This is a genomic window from Pantoea phosphatilytica, assembly GCF_051025615.1.
Classification (GTDB): domain Bacteria; phylum Pseudomonadota; class Gammaproteobacteria; order Enterobacterales; family Enterobacteriaceae; genus Pantoea.
The window spans coordinates 527942-546093 of sequence record NZ_JBPFDF010000001.1 but is presented as its reverse complement, the minus strand read 5'-3'; the positions used below and the strand labels follow the sequence as shown (position 1 = coordinate 546093).

The following is an 18152-nucleotide window of genomic DNA, read 5'->3' as shown; positions in this document are numbered from 1 at the left end:
AAGAATGAACCTTTCATCCCCATCTTCCCTTCCGGGTGCTCTATTTTCGGACAACAGGACGCGTTTTTGATGTTATTTACCCTGAAAAAAGTCATTGGCGGGCTGCTTTTACCCCTGCCGCTGCTGCTTTCGCTGATGGCGCTGGGCATTTTACTGCTTTGGTTTACTGGCTGGCAGAAAAGCGGCAAAACCGTGATCTCCGTCAGCTGGCTGCTCATGCTGCTGCTGAGCCTGCAACCGCTGGCCGATCGTCTGCTGCTGCCGCTGGACAGCCGCTATCCGACCTGGAATGGTACAGCGAAGGTCGATTACATTGTGGTGCTCGGCGGGGGCTATACGTTTAACCCGGCCTGGGCACCCAGCTCGAACCTGCTCAATAACAGCCTGCCGCGCGTGGCGGAGGGCATCCGCCAGTGGCAGCGAAATCCGCAGGCCACCCTGATCTTTACCGGCGCCGCCGGTGGCACCAATCCCAGAAGCAGCGCCTGGGTGGCCGCGCAGGTGGCGGAGAGTCTGGGCGTTGCCCGCGAACATATTCAGATTCTCGATCAGCCGCGCGACACGGCGGATGAAGCCCGGGCGGTAAAAGAGGTGGTGGGTGGACGCCCATTCCTGCTGGTCACCTCCGCGAACCATATGCCGCGGGCCATCCGCTTTTTCCACGCGGTCGGGCTGCAGCCAATCGCCGCGCCCGCCAATCAGCTGGCGATTACGTCCCCCCTGAATGGATGGGAACGGGCTATTCCCTCGTCAATCTGGCTGAGTCACAGTGAACGGGCCGTCTATGAAACACTGGGCACGCTGCTGCAGCGGCTCAGAGGCGAAAACGTCGGCTCAACCGAGCCAGGGCAGTAGCTGCGCCCGCGCGTGGTCGAAACGGGCACGATCGAAAAGACCGGTCTGAATCATCTGATCGATGCAGTCCCAGAGCTGATAGAGCCATCGCCGCCAGAGAAAGCCCTCGGAAACCGGTGCCCGCTGCAAATAAGCGTGCAGCAGCGCCGTTTCGGCGGGCGAGTCGCCCAGGTGAATCAGATCATATTCACGCGGCGCCCAGAGGATCGTGCCCGGCTGCGTCATTGCAATTAACTGATCGCTGCGGCTGCTTTTCAGCATACTCTGCAGCCGTACGTTGCCGTGCACCATCACGCAGGGATCGTCGAAGTCGCGGAACAGATGCGCCAGCCGTGCCCGGCAGCGAAACAGCACCTGCCGATCCTCCAGCGTGAAGGCGGGCGGCCGCAGGTAGCCCAGCGTGGCCCACAATACCTCCACCCGCTGCGCATACCAGGCGGGCCAGCGATTCTGCTGCGTGCTGTCTACCGTTCCCACCAGGCCGTGACTGTCGAGGCGGTGCCAGGCCAGCAGCCCCTCGACCACCTGTTCGCAGAACTGATCCCAGCGTCCGGCATTCCGCGCAGGCGCTTCCGCCGTCACGCCATCCAGCCGCGCCAGCAGAAGCATTTCATGAACGGGTGGCCGCTGGCTCATCACCAGACCATAGACGGCGGGCACGGCGATCAGCCCGGCCTGCCCCAGCAGCGCCAGCTTTCTGGCTTCCATCGCCGCCCGGCCCTGATGACGAAAATATCTGGCCACCACGGGCATCGGACGCCCTTCCCGATCGTAGAGCGCATAAAGCCGGGTTGGCGGATGTTCGCTGATAACTTCGAGGCGGCTGATGGTTTCACCCAGCGCCAGCGTGAGTTCCGTTTTGAGTTGTTCCATACGGCATCCTCCTCAGATGAAGATCACACTATCCTGAAGGAAGGTCGGGCGTTTAGCGGCGGATCAAAAATTCTGCACTGAAGCGGGGAGACGGGCTCCCCGGTTTTCAGGATTGCATCGCCTCGCGGACGCGTTGCAGATCCTCTGGCGTATCAACGCCGACGCTGGGGATCGCTTTCGCTACGGCAACATGGATTTTTTCGCCATACCACAGCACACGCAGCTGCTCCAGCAGCTCAATCTGCTCCAGAGGACAGGGCGCCCAGGCGACGTAGCGCCGGATAAAACCGGCACGATAGGCGTAGATGCCAATGTGGCGCAGCAGCGTATCGCCGATCTGTTCGCGCGAGGCGGCGTAACGCTCACGATCCCAGGGAATGGTCGCCCGTGAGAAGTAGAGCGCGTAACCTTTCTCATCCATCACGACTTTCACCGCGTTAGGATTAAAGGCCTCTTCGGCATCGGTGATCGGTACGGCCAGCGTCGCCATGCCGGCCGAGGATCCCGCCAGGTTGGTGGCCACCTGCCGCACAATCTCAGCCGGGATCATCGGCTCGTCGCCCTGAACGTTGACGATGATTTCATCGTCGGCAAACTGATATTTTTCGACCACTTCGGCCAGCCGCTCTGTGCCGGACTGGTGATCGACGCGCGTCATGCAGACTTCGCCGCCTGCCGCTTCCACTGCCTGCGCCACGTCAGGATGATCGGTCGCGACAATGACCCGGCTGGCGCCCGATTCGCGGGCACGCTCCATCACATGCACCACCATCGGTTTACCGTGAATGTCGAGCAGGGGCTTGCCAGGCAGGCGGGTTGAGGCATAACGCGCCGGGATGATGGCGGTAAAACTCATGGATGAATCTCTTCAACAGAGAGGGTGCGCGCTTCCGTTTCCAGCAGCACCGGAATGCCCTCTCTGACCGGGAAGGCCAGGCCGTCAGGTTTGCAGATCAGCTCCTGCTGAGCATTGTTGAAGTAGAGTTTGCCATTACAAACCGGGCAGGCAACGATTTCGAGTAAACGATGATCCATATGTCCTCCATCAGGGACCGAATGCTTGAGAGCTCAAGCATACCATAGCGTGACGCAGGCGGGATGGGGGAAAACGTCTTCGGCGGCGGCCGCCGTAAAAACGCTCACCTCAGCGTCCAGTGCGCGGGCCAGTGTTCTTTTAGTGAATCGGGCATCTGCAGGAGCGTGACGCTCTCCGCCCCCTGCCAGGCCGCAAAGCGTTCAATGGCCCGCCGGATGTCGGTGCCAAAGCGTGCCGTAACGCGCGTCTCCTCTTCAAGCCAGATGTTTTTAATCTCCAGCTGTCTGGCCTGGCGCACCATGCGGGCATCGAGCCGCCCTTTTATCTCGCCGCGATGAAGGAGAGGCAAAACGAAATAGCCAAATTTGCGCTTTTCAGCCGGGGTGTAACACTCGATACGGTAGTCAAAGCCAAACAGTTCCAGCGCGCGTTTCCGATCCCATACGACCGGATCAAACGGCGACAGCAGCGCACTGTGCGTCGCCTGCAGAGGCGTTTCCAGCAGCGGCAGAAGGTCACGATGCAGCCACATCGCACCCAGCTTCTGGGTATTAACGGCGACCAGCTCGCCCGCCGCTTCGGCCTCCGCGATAAAAGCGTTCACGGGGGTCCGTTTCAGGCGATAGTAATCGGCCAGCCAGGCCGCGCGGAAAACCCCTAAGCTGCGGGCACTGTTCAGCAGCATCTGACGGGTTGCTTCGGCCTCGCTGATGCCATGTTTCGCATCCTGCCACTCTGGCATTACGCGGCTGCGCAGAACGTAGACGCGCTGGAAATTGCGGCGTTCGGCGACCATCAGTTCACCGGCGCTGAAGAGGTTTTCCAGATGACGCTTGTGCGGTTTCCATGCCCACCATCCCGCTGGCGTCTTAACCGTCCGGGTGAAGTCGGCGGCGCGCACCGGGCCGTTATCCCTGATCTGTTGCAGTAATTCCGCTATCTCCTGTTGATGTTCGGCAACCCACTGCGCATTATATTTCCACCCCAGACGTTCCGGTGACAACATACGATGACGCAGCAGCCTGTAATCAGACCGGGGAATAAAACAGGCTTCGTGTGCCCAGTACTCAAAAATCTCACCCTGGGCCAGCGCCTGTTCGAGCCAGGCTTGAGGATAGTCTCCCAGACGACTGAAGAGGACCAGATAGGGGCTGCGGGCCACCACATGAATCGTGTCAATTTGCAGCAGCGACATGCGGGAGATGCAGTCAATCAGATCCTGATAAACCGCACGCTTTGCCGGCGGACGCAGCAGGCCCTGCGCGGCGAGATGAAGGTGACGTGCCTGTTGTAACGAAAGTGAATGCGGGGTGTTCATCCTCTTCCTTATCAGGCGTTACCTGAATGGGTGACGCCGTCAGGGCTGACGGCGGCAGAGTTGTTCGATATCGTCCAGCAGCGGTGTGACGGCGTTGCCGGTTAAACGGGCATCGACCGGCAGATACCACCACTCTGGCTGAGCAAAGTCGCGGCATTTCACCGCGTCTTTTTCAGTCATCAGCAACTCCTGGCTGGGCTGCACCAGTCGGGTCAGCTCTTCTTTACTGTAGGCGTGATGATCGGCAAAGGCGATCTCGGCCACCGGCGTTATGCCCTGCTGTTTCAGCGTGGTGAAGAAACGGGGAGGATGACCGATCCCGGCCATTGCCACCACTTCTCCGAGTTCTTCAGGCGGACGGGTTTCACCGGTCAGCAGGTTGGTGGCCAGGCCGGGCTGAAGCTGCATGGTGATCTCGCCAGGCTGCGCTTCGCCTCCGTTGACGATCACAGCATCGACCTGCCGCAGTCGGTCGGCACGTTCGCGCATCGGTCCGGCAGGCAACCACCAGCCGTTCCCGAAGCGACGCACACCGTCCACCACCACAATTTCCCGATCGCGCTGCAAAGCATAATGCTGCAGGCCGTCGTCCGTAATAATCAAATCCAGCGGGCCCTGCGCCAGTAATGCCTCTATCGCCTGTCGCCGTTTCGGGGCAACCGCAACCGGGGCCGCAGTGCGCTGGGCGATCAGGACCGGTTCGTCCCCGGCCTGTTTCGTGCTGGTTTGCGCGGTGACCAGTAAAGGATAGTGTTCTGCCCTGCCGCCATAGCCTCGTGAGACGACGCCCACGCGCAGACCGCGCTGTTGCAACGCGTCGACCAGCCAGATCACGACCGGCGTTTTGCCATTGCCCCCTGCCGTTAAGTTTCCTACCACCACCACCGGCAGCGGCGCGCGCCAGCTTTTACGCCAGCCGCGCCGGTAACTAAGCCGTATCAGAGCCGTGATCGCCCCATAGAGCAGGCTGAAGGGCCACAGCAGCAGCCACAGCGGTGAGCGACCGCTCCAGATACGTTCAATCATTGGCCGAATTGCATCTTGTGCAGCTGGGCATAAGCACCGCGCTCTTCCAGCAGCGCCTGATGCGTGCCACGTTCGACAATCTGACCATCTTCGATCACCACGATCTCATCCGCTTTTTCAATCGTGGAGAGCCGGTGCGCAATCACCAGGGAGGTGCGGTTCTTCTGCAACTCATCCAGTGCCGACTGGATGGCACGTTCCGACTCCGTATCCAGCGCAGAGGTAGCTTCATCCAGGATCAGGATAGGGCAATCACGCAGCAGCGCACGGGCAATCGCAATACGCTGACGCTGACCGCCGGACAACAGCACGCCATTCTCACCGATCACGGTGTCCAGACCTTTGTCCATCTTGTTGATGAAGTCCATGGCATGCGCCATAGTGGCCGCCCGCTCGATCTCTTCACGGCTGTATTGCTCACTGCGCGCATACGCGATGTTATTGGCGATGGTATCGTTGAAGAGATGGACATTCTGCGACACCAGGGCGACCTGATTACGCAGCGAGCGCAGGCTGTACTCACGCAGATCGTGACCGTCCAGCAGGATCTCTCCCGCCTGAATGTCATAAAAACGGGTCAGCAGGCTTGCCATCGTCGATTTACCGGAACCGGAACGGCCCACCAGCGCCACCGTCTTGCCTGCCGGCAGCGACAGGTTAATATTGCGCAGCGCCGGTATGTCGCGGCCCGGATAGGTAAAGGTCACATCGCGGAATTCGATATCCCCTTTCGCACGGGTTATTTCGCGCGTACCGTTGTCCACTTCCTGCTCGCTGTCCAGAATAGAGAACAGGGTCTGACAGGCCGCCATGCCACGCTGGAACTGCGCATTGACGTTGGTCAGGGATTTCAGCGGTCGCATCAGCGCGATCATTGAGGAGAAGACGACGGTGATCGTACCGGCGGTCAGGGTATCCATGACGCTGGGGAAGCTGGCGGCGTAGAGTACGAACGCCAGCGCCAGCGAAGCAATCAGCTGAATAACCGGATCGGAGATGGAGGATGCCGAAACCAGCTTCATACCCTGCTGACGCATACGGTTACTGACGCGGGAGAAACGTTCCGTTTCAATCTCCTGACCGCCAAAGATCAGCACCTCTTTATGTCCTTTCAGCATCTGTTCGGCGCTGGTCGTGACCTGTCCCATGGTGTTCTGCATGCTTTTGCTGATTGAGCGGAAGCGTTTAGAGACGGTGCGTATGGCAAATGAGACGATGGGCGCCAGAACAATCAGGATTAACGACAGCTGCCAGCTGTAGTAGAACATCATGATAAACAGGCCAATGATGGAGGCCCCTTCACGCACTACGGTGACCAGTGCGCCGGAAGAGGATGAGGCGACCTGCTCAGAGTCGTAAGTAATGCGTGACAGCAGGGTCCCGGTGGACTGCTGGTCAAAAAACGACACCGGCATGCCCATCATATGGCTGAACAGCCGACGGCGGATGTTCATCACGACATTGCCAGAGACCCAGGAGATGCAGTAGCTGGAGACATAACTGGTTACGCCGCGAACCAGCATCAGGCCAATTACCACTAACGGCATCCACAGCATCACCGACCTGTCTGCTTTACCAAAGCCATCGTCCAGTAACGGTTTCAACAGGGAGAGCATTAAGGCGTCGCCCGCAGCATTAATAATCAGGGCGACCGAGGCCACAATCAATCCCGCTTTATTAGGCGCGATCATCGGCCAGAGTCGGCGAAACGTCTGCCACGTAGAGAGATCTTTATCTTGATGCATTATTTATTCACGCTGTTGGAAATAGCCGGCCATTCTACCTGGATTCGCGTTTGACGCCAAACCACTGATGATACCAGCGGGGCATTAATTGTTCCCGCAGGCTAAAAATCTGCACTCTGCCCTGCGCTATCCGGAGCGTGATTTGCCCGGACTGCCCGGTATCCAGCCAGCGAAAACCGGCCCTTCTGTAGTTTTCCAGCACCCCTTTCGCTGGCATTCGCCAGGCATTGTAACGCGCCAGAGAGGCAAGAGCGGTGTGGCCTGCCGTCTTGCGCAGCAGCAGCGAAGTGGATGAAGTGCGGCTGCCGTGGTGCGGGACCTGCAGAATATCGACCTTCAGCGCCTGCTTCTCCAGCGCGACCAGCTGACGCTCCGCTTTCGCCTCAATATCCCCGGTCAGCATCAGCCGGACCCGGCCATCATCGACAATGATGACACAGGAGTCGTTATTATCGCCCGCCCCGGCAGCCGTCAGCGGCCAGACCACCCGGAAACTGAGCTGCTGCCACTGCCACCGGGTGCCGCGCACACAGGGCAGATGCGTCTTTTCTCCCAATGCACTTCTGATCTGCGCGCCTGGCCAGCGTTGCGTGATCGCCGCCAGCCCGCCGGTATGATCCAGATGTTTATGACTCAGGATGATCTGCTTTAACCGTAACTGCCTGCGATCCAGCCACGGAACGATAATCCGGCTGCCCGCATTATCATTCTCCCAGCGTGGGCCGGTGTCATACATCACGGCCTCATTGCCCTGGCTGATCACCAGGCTCAGGCCGTGGCCGATATCCAGCATGTCGATTCGCCAGCCCTGCTCTGCCGTGGGCTGGCGGCTCAGTATCATTGACAGCGCCAGCGCACCACTGCTGAACGGCAGAGAAAAGAAGAGCTGCGCACGCCAGAGAATCAGCCCGCCCCATACCATCACCGCAAACCAGGTGGTGCCATTCAGCGGCCACCATCCGTCGGGCAGTAGTGTCAGACAATAAAACAGGGCGCGCAGCGAGTAATCGGCGGCCTGCCAGAAGAAAGCCGACAGAGAAGCAAGCGGCATCAGTATGGCGAGCGTGACCAGCGGCATGGTGAGAAATGAGACAATCGGAATCGCAACAACATTCGCCACCAGCGCGGTCAGGCTGATGCCGTTAAAAATCGCCACCTGCAGCGGCACCATCAAAATCATCATGCCTGCCTGCAGATGCAGCAGTTGCAGGGGCAGCCAGCGCCGCTGAAAACGGAACGCTGCCGGCAGCGGAAACCAGTGATACCAGATCAGCAGCATGCCGACAGCCAGCACCGAGAGCCAGAAGCTGTCGGAGAGTACCGTTAAAGGATCCGTCACCAGCAGCAGCGCAATACAGAACGTCCAGACCTGCCAGCTGTTCAGCTGAACGCCGGCAAACCGGGTGAGCGCCCACAGCGACAGAGCCAGCAGCGAGCGTTCAGCGGGAGGCTGTGCACCTGAAAGCCAGGTATAGAGAGCCGCAATCAGCCAGCTCACGACAAGAGGAAAGAGATAGCCGATGCAGCGGGCGGGCAGAAAAAATTGTACGCCGCGCGCCATCAGCCAGCCGGTGCTGGCGGCCAGCGCGATATGCATGCCGGATATCGCCATCAGATGCGCGGTGCCGGTTTCCCGCAGAAGCTGGCGCGTCTGCGGGCTCATCCCATCCCTGATGCCAAACGCCAGCGCCTCCAGCGTCGCCTGTGTGGAGGTAGCGCGATTTCTCTCACGCTGCTTCAGAATGAAACGCCAGCGGCCATCACAACGCTCATCGACCGCAAGCTGGCTGAGAATGCGGCCCTGTAGCGGCGTATTGTTAGCCAGTGCAAAACGCTGCGCATCGAAATCGCCCTCGTTAAGTCGGGCATGAATCGGTCGCAGAGTGAGCCGCATCTTCCAGCGCTGACCCGGGCAGTAATTTTCCAGGTCAGCGTCGAACCCGATCCAGGCAAAGCGAGGCGGAAAGATCATCTTCTCCTGTTCAGTTAACAGACGAACCCGAATCTGTTTACGCTCCGTGCGAACCTCACTGACCTGAACCGTAAAGGCTGCTGGACGTGCGGAGAGCCGCTCAATATCCCGCACCATCAGGCGGGCATCGTTGCAGGCCCATGCCACCAACAGCAGCGTGATAGCGACCAGACGAATAGATGGATAAGGAGAATGCTGCAATAGCAGGCCTGTAAGCAGCAGCGCCCCAATCACCTCTCCCGAAGGCAGGCTGGGCATCAGCAGTAAAGGGAGTGTGGCAGCGATTGCCAGTCGCGCCAGAACGGTCCATGTCAGCATAATCGCGTCCCATCATTCACTTCGGCTATTGTGCGCAAAGGCCAGAAAAGAAACAGGAGAGGATCGGGGAGGTTCGGGATGCCTCGCAAAAAAAGTGAGGTTGCGGATGACCGCGCGACGGCTATCAGGCCACAGGGTGGATCGCAGGCAAAAAAAAACGACATCCGGAGATGTCGTTTATCTGGTTCGGTATCAGCTTAGCCGTAGATGTTTGCGCGATCGCGCAGCTCTTTGCCTGGCTTAAAGTGGGGAACGTATTTACCTTCCAGATCCACTTTGTCACCCGTTTTCGGGTTACGTCCAGTACGCGGAGCACGATAGTGCAAAGAAAAACTGCCGAATCCCCGGATTTCGATACGTTCGCCCTGTGCCAGCGTAGTGGCCATGTGCTCCAGCATCTCTTTTACTGCATCCTCAACGACTTTCGCCGGTATATGAGTATGCTGTCCCGCCAGTCTTTCAATCAGTTCTGACTTGGTCATGTAACCTCCGGTTTATCCCTGTTGGAATGAATGACAGCTTTTACCGAAACCGGGTGGTTGCCCACCCGGTGCTTCAGGTCGATTACTCGCCTTTAGCCGCTTTGAACGCTTCAGCCATGGCGCTGGAGAAATTGCCTTCTTCCTGTTTGGTGTTAACAGTATTGATAGCTTCTTTCTCATCAGCCTGGTCTTTCGCACGGACAGACAGGCTTACGACACGGTTTTTACGATCAACGCCGGTGAACTTAGCTTCAACGTCGTCGCCAACGTTCAGAACCAGAGTTGCATCTTCAATGCGATCCAGTGAAGCTTCAGAAGCGCGCAGGTAACCCTCAACGCCGTCTGCTAATTCAACTGTAGCACCTTTAGCGTCAACTGCAGTCACTTTACCGGTGACGATGGCACCTTTCTTGTTCAGAGTGATGTAGTTGTTGAACGGATCTTCTGCCAGCTGTTTAACGCCCAGAGAGATACGCTCACGCTCTGCATCGACCTGCAGTACAACGGCAGCGATTTCGTCGCCTTTTTTGTACTCACGAACGGCTTCTTCGCCAGTCGCGTTCCAGGAGATGTCAGACAGGTGAACCAGACCGTCGATGCCGCCGTCCAGGCCGATGAAGATACCGAAGTCAGTGATTGACTTGATTTTACCTTCAACACGATCGCCTTTGTTGTGCGTCTCAGCGAACAGCTGCCATGGGTTAGATTTGCACTGCTTCAGACCCAGGGAGATACGACGACGCTCTTCGTCGATGTCCAGAACCATAACTTCAACCACGTCGCCTACGTTAACAACTTTAGACGGATGGATGTTTTTGTTGGTCCAGTCCATTTCAGAAACGTGTACCAGACCTTCAACGCCTTCTTCGATTTCTACGAAGCAGCCGTAATCAGTCAGGTTGGTCACACGACCGGTCAGGCGGGTGCCTTCCGGATAGCGTTTAGCGATAGCCACCCATGGATCTTCGCCCAGCTGCTTCAGACCCAGAGAAACACGGGTACGCTCGCGGTCGAACTTCAGCACCTTAACGGTGATTTCGTCGCCCACGTTGACGATTTCGCTAGGATGCTTAACGCGCTTCCATGCCATGTCAGTGATGTGCAGCAGGCCATCAACGCCGCCCAGATCAACGAATGCACCGTAGTCAGTGAGGTTCTTAACGATACCTTTAACTTCCATGCCTTCCTGCAGGTTTTCCAGCAGCTGATCGCGCTCTGCGCTGTTTTCGGATTCGATAACCGCACGACGTGAAACCACGACGTTGTTGCGTTTCTGATCCAGCTTGATCACTTTGAACTCAAGCTCTTTGCCTTCCAGGTGCAGCGTATCGCGCACCGGGCGCACATCTACCAGTGAACCTGGCAGGAACGCACGGATACCGTTGAGCTCAACTGTGAAGCCGCCTTTAACTTTGCCGTTGATAACACCGGTAACAGTTTCAGCGTCTTCGTAAGCTTTCTCCAGCGTGATCCATGCTTCATGGCGCTTCGCTTTCTCACGGGACAGCAGGGTTTCACCGAAGCCGTCTTCCACTGCATCCAGAGCAACATCAACTTCGTCGCCTACCTGGATTTCCAGTTCGCCGGCTGCGTTCTTGAACTGCTCTGCAGGAATTGCAGATTCAGATTTCAGACCCGCATCAACCAGAACGACATCTTTGTCAATAGAAACGACGATGCCACGAACGATAGAACCCGGGCGGGTTTCGATTGTTTTTAAGGATTCTTCAAATAGTTGAGCAAAAGATTCAGTCATATTGATAATCTTCAGGATTCTTCAATTTAACGTCCATCTGACTTCATGTCGGATGGGGTTGTTTCACATGCCCTGCACCGGGTCCGTGGTACGGGGTGATAAATTCAGTTAAGCCGGAATGCCCAGCTTTTCGCGGGCATAATGTAGTGCTTTTTCAATGACCTGGTCGATAGACATCGCGGTAGAGTCCAGCACCAGTGCATCAGCAGCAGCCACTAAAGGGGCAATTGCGCGATTGCGATCGCGGTCGTCGCGCTCTTTTATCTCGGCTAAAAGGCGGTCAAAGTTAACATTAAAGCCATTATCCTGCAACTGTAGCATACGGCGCTGAGCACGCTCTTCCGGGCTGGCATCGAGGAAAATTTTCACCGGCGCATCCGGAAAAACCACGGTGCCCATGTCACGACCATCTGCAATCAGGCCCGGCATTTCACGGAAACCACGCTGACGGCGCAACAGCGCCTCACGCACCCGCGGAAAAGCGGCTACGCGGGAAGCGGTATTGCTCACCTCCTGCGTGCGGATTTCACCGGTAACATCTTCGCCTTCGAGGATAACCTGCATTTCACCGTTTTGTGACACGAAACGCACATCAAGATGCGCTGCAATCGGCACCAGTGCTTCTTCAGACTCGATATCCACCTGATGATGCAGTGCGGCTAACGCCAGCACGCGGTAAATCGCACCGGAGTCCAGCAGATGCCACTGCAGCGATTCCGCCATGGCTTTGCACAGGGTTCCTTTTCCCGCTCCACTTGGCCCATCAATAGTTATGACCGGGGCAGTTACTGTCATTATTCCCTCCTGTTGCTGCGTGCCTTATGACCATCTGGTCACCAATAATGCTTAGCATTATACGCTGCATAGCATGGCTTGGTTACCCTTTCGCACTGACAGGGTTCGAAATCTTAGTTAATTCAGAGGATCTCTGCGGAATGACAGCCAGATCAAACCGGGGGGATCCGGTGCGAAACCGCACCGGAGAGGAGATATCAGGCAGGCTGGCTGATTTTTGCCAGCTGAATAAAATAGTCCGGGAAGGTTTTAGCGGTGCAGCCGGGATCCAGAATGGTCACCGGCGTATCGGAGAGCGCCACCAGAGAGAAGCACATCGCCATACGGTGATCGTTGTAGGTACCGATATCGGCATGGATCAGCGTGGCCGGCGGCGTGATACGAATGTAGTCATGTCCCTCTTCAACCTCTGCCCCCACTTTGCGCAGCTCAGTGGCCATGGCGCTCAGTCGATCGGTCTCTTTAACCCGCCAGTTATAGATGTTACGCAACTGGGTTGTGCCTTCAGCAAACAGGGCGGTAGTCGCAATGGTCATGGCGGCATCCGGAATATGGTTCATGTCCATATCGATCGCCTGCAGTTTCCCCGCAGTACAGGCAATGTAATCATCGCCCCACTCGATGGTTGCGCCCATTTTTTCCAGCACGTCTGCAAACCGGATATCGCCCTGCACGCTCTGGCGACCAATCCCGGTGACCCGCACCGTGCCACCTTTGATGGCGGCTGCAGCCAGAAAATAGGAGGCGGAAGAGGCGTCGCCTTCAACCAGATAGTCACCTGGCGACTGGTACTGCTGCTGTCCCTTGATCAGGAAGCGCTGATAGTTCTGATTCTCCACAGTGACGCCGAAGCACTGCATCAGGTTCAGGGTGATATCAATGTAAGGTTTGGAAACCAGATCGCCTTTAATGGTGATACAGGTATCCTGCTGCGCCAGCGGTGCGGTCATCAGCAGTGCGGTCAGGAACTGGCTGGAGACACTGCCATCCACACTGACGTCACCGCCGGTGAACCCACCCCGTAAACGCAGCGGCGGATAGTTTTCGTTTTCCAGGTACTCGATGGTCGCGCCGCCCTGACGCAGGGCATCCACCAGATGGCCGATAGGACGCTCTTTCATGCGCGGTTCGCCGGTCAGCTCCAGATCGTGCTCGCCCAGACAGAGCGCCGCAGCCAGCGGACGCATTGCGGTGCCGGCATTCCCCAGGAACAGTGACAGCGGCTGTGCAGCATGCAGCGGCCCGGCATTACCTGTGACTTCACACACCGTGCGATCGCTGGAAAGCGTATAGCTCACGCCCAGCGCGGTCAGCGCATTCAGCATGTGCCGGACATCATCGCTGTCGAGTAAGTTGGTGAGACGCGTGGTGCCGTTAGCCAGCGCAGCCAGCAGCAAAGCACGATTGGAAACGCTCTTTGAGCCTGGCAGATTTACGGTGCCATTGACGCGGGCAATGGGCTGGAGAGTCAGGGAGTCCTGCATGTGAAACGAAATCCTCAAAAAATACAGAGACCTCGCCGTATGACGAGGTCTGGCATCAGCATAATTGCTGAGATCTTAATAATCAGCCGTGACGGCGTTCGAAATCAACCATGAAATCCGTCAGCGCTTTTACGCCTTCCAGCGGCATCGCATTATAAATAGAGGCGCGCATACCGCCTACGACACGGTGCCCTTTCAGCGCATGCAGGCCCGCCCTGAACGACTCTTCCAGGAAGAGCGCATCCAGAGAAGCATCAGCCAGCTGGAAAGGAATATTCATGCGGGAACGGTTCTCCGCCGCCACATCATTGCGATAGAAGCCGCTGTGGTCGATAACCCCATACAGCAGGTCAGATTTTGCCTGGTTGATGCGATCAATTTCGGCTACACCGCCCTTCTCTTTCAGCCACTTAAACACCAGCCCGGAGAGATACCATGCAAAAGTGGGCGGGGTGTTAAACATTGAATCGTTATCGGCCAGCACTTTGTAATCGAGAATAGAAGGCACGGAGGCGTGCGCCTGGCCCAGCAGGTCTTCGCGCACAATCACCAGGGTTAAGCCGGCTGGCCCTACATTTTTCTGTGCACCTGCGTAGATGACGCCATAGCGGCTGACGTCGATAGGGCGTGACAGAATGGTCGAAGAGAAATCAGCAACGACTGTTTTGCTGCCAAAGTCGGGCTGTTCATCAATGGCGATGCCATCAATGGTTTCATTCGGGCAGAAATGCAGGTAAGCGGCGTCTTCACTGACCGCCCACTCGCGCATCGGCAGAATGGCACGTTTGCCGTCGCGGGTCGTTTTGACATCCAGCGTGCGTGGAGAACAATATTTTTCCGCTTCTTTAATTGCGCTATGCGCCCAGTAGCCGCCGTCGGCATAGTCGGCGCGGGTCGCACTTCCCAGCAGGTTCCCCGGCACGGCGGCAAACTGCGCACGCGCCCCGCCATGACAGAATAAAACTTTGTAATTCGACGGTATTTTTAGCAGATCACGGAAGTCCTGTTCTGCCTCTTCAGCCACCTGAATAAACTCTTTGCTGCGGTGACTGATCTCCATTACAGAGGTACCCAGACCGCGCCAGTTCGTCAGCTCCTGTTCTGCACGACGAAGGACTTCAACCGGTAGCATCGCCGGGCCAGAGCTAAAATTATAAACCTGCGTCATTTCCCCTCACCACTGTTATATCGAACGGTTATGAATAATCATCCGGTTTTATCACTGCATTCTGATAGCTGCAATCATAAATCAGGGCGCGGTCACATTTTCTGAATCCGGCTCGCCGGAGGTTATGTTACCAATGCAAACCGGCACGGAATTTTGTGAGGCGTCATCCGGCCCCGTGAATCCGCATTTGGCTGGCAGGCGGGCCTGATGAAAACTAAGCCGGTAAAATTATCCGCCCTGATAGCGGTCAGTCAGCAAAGTCCGTATCATGGCGCGCTTTACGCACCCTATGACAACTGAGAGAGCGCCACAATGACGCAAACATTTATCCCGGGCAAAGATGCCGCACTGGAAGACTCCATTGCGCGTTTCCAGAACAAGCTGCAGGATCTTGGCTTTAATATTGAAGAAGCATCCTGGCTTAATCCTGTTCCCCATGTCTGGTCAGTGCATATCCGCGACCGCGATTGCCCGCTCTGTTTTACCAACGGCAAAGGGGCCAGCAAAAAAGCGGCGCTGGCGTCTGCGCTGGGCGAATATTTTGAGCGTCTCTCAACCAACTACTTTTTTGCTGACTTCTGGCTGGGAAAAGAGATCGCTAACGGCGATTTCGTGCACTATCCCAATGAGAAATGGTTCGCCGTCCCTGACGATGAGTCACTGCCTGAAGGGATTCTGGACCCGCGCCTGCGGGCGTTTTACGATCCTGACCAGGCGCTGACGGCGTCCGGCCTGATTGATCTGCAGTCTGGTCATACCGAGCGGGGGATCTGTGCCCTGCCCTTTACCCGTCAGTCCGACCAGCAGACCGTCTACATCCCGATGAACATTATCGGCAACCTCTATGTTTCAAACGGCATGTCAGCAGGTAACACGGCGAATGAAGCGCGTGTTCAGGGCCTGTCGGAAGTGTTTGAACGCTACATTAAAAATCGCATTATTGCTGAAGCCATCAGTCTGCCTGCCATCCCGGATGCCGTCATGCAGCGTTATCCTGACGTGACAGAAGCGATTGCCCGTCTGGAAGCCGAAGGCTTCCCGATTTTCGCCTATGACGCCTCGCTGGGCGGAAAATACCCGGTCATCTGCGTGGTGCTGTTCAACCCTGCCAATGGCACCTGTTTTGCCTCCTTTGGCGCGCACCCGGATTTTGGTGTGGCGCTGGAGCGTACCGTGACCGAACTGCTGCAGGGCCGCAGCCTCAAAGATCTGGACGTGTTTACGCCACCGACTTTTGACGACGAGGAAGTCGCTGAACATGCCAACCTCGAAACGCACTTCATCGATTCAAGCGGTCTGATCTCCTGGGATCTGTTCAAAGAGACGGCCGATTACGACTTTGTTGACTGGTCATTTGCGGGCAGCACCGAGCAGGAATTTGCCACACTGATGGCGATCTTTGCCGCTGAAGATCAGGAAGTCTACATCGCCGATTACGAGCATCTGGGCGTATACGCCTGCCGTATCATCGTACCGGGCATGTCAGACATCTATCCGGCGGAAGATCTGGTGCTGGCGAACAACAGCATGGGCGCGGGTATCCGTGAAACCCTGCTCTCCCTGCCTGACAGCAACTGGAATCCGGAAGAGTATCTGGACCTGATCGGTCAGCTTGACGATGAAGGCTTTGACGACTTCACGCGCGTGCGTGAGCTGCTGGGTCTGGCGACCGGTAAAGACAATGGCTGGTACACGCTGCGCGTGGGCGAGTTAAAAGCGATGCTGGCGCTGGCAGGCGGCGATCTGGATCAGGCGCTGATCTGGACTGAATGGACAATGGAATTCAACAGCTCAATCTTCACGCCTGAGCGGGCAAACTATTATCGTTGCCTGCAGACGCTGCTGTTACTGGCGATGGAAGATGAGCGCGATCCGCTGCAGTATCATCACGCTTTCCTGCGGATGTATGGTGAAAGTGCAATGGAGGCGGCTTCAGCGGCTATCAGTGGTGAGAGTCCATTCTATGGCCTTCAGCCAGTTGATGACACGCTGCAGGCATTCCCTGCGCATCAGTCCCTGCTTGCCGCCTACGAAAAACTGCAAGCGGCTAAACGTCAGTTCTGGAAAAACGCGTAATGCCTGACAGGGCAACCTGACACCATCAGCACGACATGGCACCGGATTTATCTGGTGCCATTATTCCCGCCTCTTTTTTTACTGAAACATTAGCGTCATTAAAATTCTTATTTATTACAGTGCATCATTTTATTTAACATGCAATCGTTTCAATCCTGACGCCCCCTCTTTCAGTAAAAGGTTCCGCCTCCAGCCTTTAAAATATTTTTTGTATTTTTAAAATTTATTTAATTCATTATTTTCAATAAATTAGATAGTTATTGCTTTTTCATCTCCGCTTTCCGCTGTCGATCATTTCGGCAAACATGATCTATATCAATTACCACCCACTACGCCTTTGTTAGTATTTTTTCAGACAACTTCAGGAGTAAGTTAGTGTGAAAACTGACAACCCTTTTAATCTTTTATTACCCGCCGCAATGGCGAAAGTGGCCGAAGAGGCCGGTATCTATAAAGCCACCAAGTCCCCCTTCACCACCTTCTTTCTGGCAATAAACGCTGGCGTATTTATCTCAATCGCGTTCGTATTTTACATTACAGCGACCACCGGCAGTGGCGCGATGCCCTATGGCCTGGCCAAACTGATTGGGGGTGTCTGTTTCTCCCTCGGCCTGATGCTGGTGGTGGTCTGCGGTGCCGACCTCTTCACCTCTACGGTGCTAATCGTGGTCGCCAAAGCCAGTGGACGCATCAGCTGGGGCCAGCTGGCCCGCAACTGGATTAACGTCTACGCCGGTAACCTTGCAGGTGCCCTCTTCTTTGTGGCGCTGATGTGGTTCGCCGGGCAGCACATGGTGGCAAACGGCGCATGGGGTCTGAACGTCCTGCAAACCGCCGATCACAAGATGCATCACACGTTTCTGGAAGCGGTCTGTTTAGGCACGCTGGCTAATCTGCTGGTCTGCCTCGCCGTCTGGATGAGTTACTCAGGCCGGACTCTGACCGATAAGCTGGTCGTGATGATTCTGCCTGTTGGCATGTTTGTCGCCAGCGGGTTTGAACACAGCATCGCCAATATGTTTCTTATCCCTTACGCCATTACCATCCGCGACTTCGCGACACCGGAGTTCTGGCAGGCTGCTGGCTCATCGGCTGCACAGTTTCCATCGCTTACCGTCAGTCACTTTATTCTCGACAATCTGATTCCTGTGACGATCGGCAACATCATCGGCGGCGGCGTGCTGGTTGGGCTGACCTACTGGGTTATCTATCTCCGCAAAGGCAGCCAGACACACTGATTCTGAATCT

General features: G+C 56.5%; 15 protein-coding genes. 3 read left to right on the top strand and 12 right to left on the bottom strand.

Annotated features, from left to right (window positions below):
• Nucleotides 1-69: 69 nt before the first annotated feature.
• Nucleotides 70-855, top strand: a complete 786-nt coding sequence (elyC, locus tag ACR6AS_RS02805) for an envelope biogenesis factor ElyC (protein WP_111138804.1) — start codon at nt 70-72, stop codon at nt 853-855.
• Here elyC and ACR6AS_RS02800 read toward each other — a convergent pair.
• The 12 genes from ACR6AS_RS02800 to serC form a co-directional block, all read right to left on the bottom strand.
• Nucleotides 835-1728 (bottom strand): phosphotransferase, encoded by an 894-nt coding sequence (locus tag ACR6AS_RS02800; protein WP_434161065.1) that lies wholly within the window; start codon nt 1726-1728, stop codon nt 835-837. The two genes, elyC and ACR6AS_RS02800, sit on opposite strands and share 21 nt — an antisense overlap.
• Before the next feature lie 106 nt (nt 1729-1834).
• A complete protein-coding gene (kdsB, locus tag ACR6AS_RS02795) occupies nt 1835-2584 on the bottom strand; it encodes a 3-deoxy-manno-octulosonate cytidylyltransferase (protein WP_111138806.1) in 750 nt (249 codons plus the stop codon).
• Nucleotides 2581-2763, bottom strand: a complete 183-nt coding sequence (locus ACR6AS_RS02790) for a Trm112 family protein (protein ID WP_009091101.1) — start codon at nt 2761-2763, stop codon at nt 2581-2583. The genes kdsB and ACR6AS_RS02790 overlap by 4 nt, the downstream gene beginning before the upstream one ends.
• A gap of 104 nt (nt 2764-2867) precedes the next feature.
• A complete protein-coding gene (locus ACR6AS_RS02785) occupies nt 2868-4082 on the bottom strand; it encodes a winged helix-turn-helix domain-containing protein (RefSeq protein WP_434161064.1) in 1215 nt (404 codons plus the stop codon).
• 39 nt (nt 4083-4121) lie between these two features.
• Complete coding sequence (lpxK, locus tag ACR6AS_RS02780; protein WP_434161063.1) at nt 4122-5108, bottom strand: tetraacyldisaccharide 4'-kinase; 987 nt, start codon at nt 5106-5108, stop codon at nt 4122-4124.
• Nucleotides 5105-6853: a lipid A ABC transporter ATP-binding protein/permease MsbA gene (gene msbA, locus ACR6AS_RS02775; RefSeq protein WP_111138809.1), complete on the bottom strand. Its 1749-nt coding sequence runs from the start codon at nt 6851-6853 to the stop codon at nt 5105-5107. The genes lpxK and msbA overlap by 4 nt, the downstream gene beginning before the upstream one ends.
• A 34-nt stretch (nt 6854-6887) precedes the next feature.
• Entirely contained in the window at nt 6888-9143 is a 2256-nt protein-coding gene (locus ACR6AS_RS02770) for a DNA internalization-related competence protein ComEC/Rec2 (RefSeq protein WP_111138810.1), read from the bottom strand.
• 197 nt (nt 9144-9340) lie between these two features.
• Nucleotides 9341-9625, bottom strand: a complete 285-nt coding sequence (gene ihfB / locus ACR6AS_RS02765) for an integration host factor subunit beta (RefSeq protein ID WP_003849360.1) — start codon at nt 9623-9625, stop codon at nt 9341-9343.
• A gap of 82 nt (nt 9626-9707) precedes the next feature.
• Entirely contained in the window at nt 9708-11381 is a 1674-nt protein-coding gene (rpsA, locus tag ACR6AS_RS02760) for a 30S ribosomal protein S1 (RefSeq protein ID WP_003849352.1), read from the bottom strand.
• 108 nt (nt 11382-11489) lie between these two features.
• On the bottom strand, nt 11490-12176 hold the full coding sequence (gene cmk, locus ACR6AS_RS02755) for a (d)CMP kinase (RefSeq protein WP_111138811.1): 687 nt from the start codon (nt 12174-12176) through the stop codon (nt 11490-11492).
• A 197-nt stretch (nt 12177-12373) separates the two neighbouring features.
• The gene (aroA, locus tag ACR6AS_RS02750) at nt 12374-13660 is read right to left on the bottom strand and encodes a 3-phosphoshikimate 1-carboxyvinyltransferase (RefSeq protein ID WP_367396216.1); all 1287 of its coding nucleotides are present in this window, start codon (nt 13658-13660) and stop codon (nt 12374-12376) included.
• 82 nt (nt 13661-13742) lie between these two features.
• Nucleotides 13743-14828, bottom strand: a complete 1086-nt coding sequence (gene serC, locus ACR6AS_RS02745; protein ID WP_293773889.1) for a 3-phosphoserine/phosphohydroxythreonine transaminase — start codon at nt 14826-14828, stop codon at nt 13743-13745.
• 312 nt (nt 14829-15140) lie between these two features.
• Between serC and ycaO the strand changes: the two genes are divergently transcribed.
• Together ycaO and focA are read left to right on the top strand one after the other, a co-directional pair.
• A complete protein-coding gene (gene ycaO, locus ACR6AS_RS02740; protein WP_111138814.1) occupies nt 15141-16904 on the top strand; it encodes a 30S ribosomal protein S12 methylthiotransferase accessory factor YcaO in 1764 nt (587 codons plus the stop codon).
• 377 nt (nt 16905-17281) lie between these two features.
• A complete protein-coding gene (focA, locus tag ACR6AS_RS02735; protein WP_111138815.1) occupies nt 17282-18142 on the top strand; it encodes a formate transporter FocA in 861 nt (286 codons plus the stop codon).
• Nucleotides 18143-18152 lie beyond the last annotated feature (10 nt).